This window comes from Streptomyces sp. SID12501, assembly GCF_010550245.1.
GTDB lineage: Bacteria > Actinomycetota > Actinomycetes > Streptomycetales > Streptomycetaceae > Streptomyces.
Genome location: NZ_JAAGLU010000093.1, coordinates 1 through 2,334, shown reverse-complemented (window position 1 = coordinate 2,334; position 2,334 = coordinate 1). Strand labels below are relative to the sequence as shown.

Sequence of the window (2,334 nt, the reverse complement as noted above, 5' to 3'; positions counted from 1 at the left end):
GGCGGCCGAGGGGCGCGGCGGCGGGCTCGGCGCAGCCGCCGGCCGACGGGTCGGCCGGAGGGTCGTCGGGCCAGTCGGCGTCCGGCCAGGACGAGTCCGGCTCCGACGGGTCCGGGCCCGACGCGTACTGCTGCGATTCGTTCGGCTGTGATGCGTGCGTCTCCGACGCGTACGGCGGTGGGGCGCTCGGCGGTGCGGCGTACGGTCTTGACGCGTACCCCTGTGCAGCGTCAGGCTGCGCCGGGCGCTGCCAGGTGCCGGGAGCCTCCGGCCGGTCGTCCGGCCAGGACGACTCGTCCCAGCCGGGGTCGGACCAGCCGTCCGGACCGGCCGGTCCCACGCCGGAGGTGTACGGCGGGCCGGACACCAGGTGTCCCGCGTCCGCCTCGACGGCCGCGCCCCGCAGCACCGCCGCGAGCGTCCGTGCGCCGTCCGCGCAGCGGGTGCGCTCCTCGGCCGCCCACCACTGCCGACGCAGCGCGTCCGCCAGGACGGCGTCCACCCGGGCCAGACACGGCCCGAGTTCGGAGGTGCCGGTCGCCTCCCACCAGTCGGCCACGCCCCGGCGCCACCAGGCCCCGACGCACAGCGCCGCGCCGAGCACACCGGCCAGCACACCCCCGAGCACCAGCTCGCGCGGGACGCTCACCTGCAGGGTCAGACCGAACCCGGCACCCGCGCCGGCCGACAGCGCGACGACGCAGGCCGCGTCCGCCCGGTGCACCCGGCCGCCCGCCGCCCGGCCCGGCCGGACCGCGCCGGCCAGCGCGCCGCCGAGCAGGAACACCGCCGCGGGCAGCAGCGCGAGCAGCGTGCCGGGCCACGGCGCGAGCGCGGAGACGAAGGCGGCCAGGGCCGTCGGCACCAGCTGCCCCGCGCGGGCGCGGGCGAAGTACAGCGGCACCGCCGCCGACATCCGCCCCAGCGACTCCTCCGGGCACGCCCGCTCCAGGTCCCGCAGCCGGGCGGCGGACGGCGTCGGAGCGACCCGCTCAGCGAGCGCCGTCAGCCGGGCCGCGACCGCGCGCAGCGGCAGCCCCGAGGTCAGCCAGCGCGCGGTGCAGCGCTGCAGCCCCTCGTCCGACTCGCCGCTACGCGACCGGCGTTCCCACATCTCCTCCGGCAGCGCCACGCCTCCGTCGGCCAGCCGGGCCAGCGCGTCGCCGTGCGGGACACCGGGCGAGCCGCTGTCCCGCAGCACACCGGCCACCACGTCCCGGTAGCGGCGCAGCGAGTCCACCGCCCGTGCCATCGCCGAGGGCACTCCGTCCGCGACCTGACGACCCGCCAAAAGTGCCTGTGCGAAGGCCAGTTCGGCCCGCGCCCCGGCGAGGTCGTCCACGGCCCGTACACAGGCGGCGCGGGCGGCTTCGGCGGGGCCGCCCGGCCGCAGCAGCGCTGTCACCGGGCGTTCCGGCCCCGGACCGAGCAACCCGGCCAGCCCGGCCGGGAGATCCCGCGCGGCGGGCGGCCCGGTGACCGGCACCTCGCCCCCGGCGAACCGGGCCAGCGCGCCGGTCCACGCGCTGTCCCGCGCGTCCGGTGTCAGATCGTGCTCCAGCACCCGCAGCGAGAGCGTGGCCACCGCAACCGGGGCGTCGTGCAGTTCGGACAGCACCTTGTCGAAGATCTCCCGCACCCGCAGCAGATCGGCCAGTGCGACCAGCGCCGCCTCCGTCTCCCCGGCCGGGTCGGCGGTGCGCGGATCGTGTCCCGCCCGCGGATCGGGCGTCCACAGAACCCCTGTACCGGAGGATTGCAGCACGGACGCCAGCCGCAGCCTGCGCCCGGCCCCGCCTTCCACCGGGCGGCCGTCCGGGTACGGCGCTTCCGAATACGACGGGTCCGAGGGCGGCGGGCTCGCGGACCGCTGTCGCTCCAGGTCGCCGACGACCAGGCAGAGAAGGCTCACCCCGCCCAACGTCGGTGCCGCCGCGACCAGTTCGTACGCCTCGGCGTGCGCAGTCAGGCCGTCCGGCTCGTCCACCACCAGGAACCGCAGATCCCCGGCGTCGGCCCGGCCGCTGTCCGGCAGCAGCGCACCCACCCGGCGGCGCAGATCGGCGCCGTCCACCGGTACGTCCCGGCCGCCCCGGAAGTCGAGTACGACGACCGGGCTCCCCGTGCCGCTCACGCGTGCTTCTCCCAGCTCTCACGGGCGTCGTCGGCGTCGCCGCCGTCGCCGCCCGACGCGATCTCCTCGTCGGGCCAGTCGGCGTCGCCGTCCGCGTCCGAGATGCCCCACGGCGCGGCGGAACCGGCGCCGGGCCAGCCCGGATCGGGTTCGGCGGCGCGCGGGAAGGGCGGGTACTCCGGCGCCCGCGCGGGCGCCGG

2 protein-coding genes are annotated in these 2,334 nt (G+C 78.2%); both read right to left on the bottom strand.

Annotation, left to right across the window (positions count from 1 at the left end; all coding sequences use genetic code 11):
- Nucleotides 1–2,134 (bottom strand): hypothetical protein (locus G3I71_RS44515; RefSeq protein ID WP_164324540.1); only part of this gene is annotated, 2,134 nt, incomplete at its 3' end.
- Nucleotides 2,131–2,334: hypothetical protein (locus G3I71_RS44510; RefSeq protein WP_203732992.1), on the bottom strand; the 204-nt coding region annotated here is incomplete at its 5' end. The genes G3I71_RS44510 and G3I71_RS44515, both read right to left, overlap by 4 nt.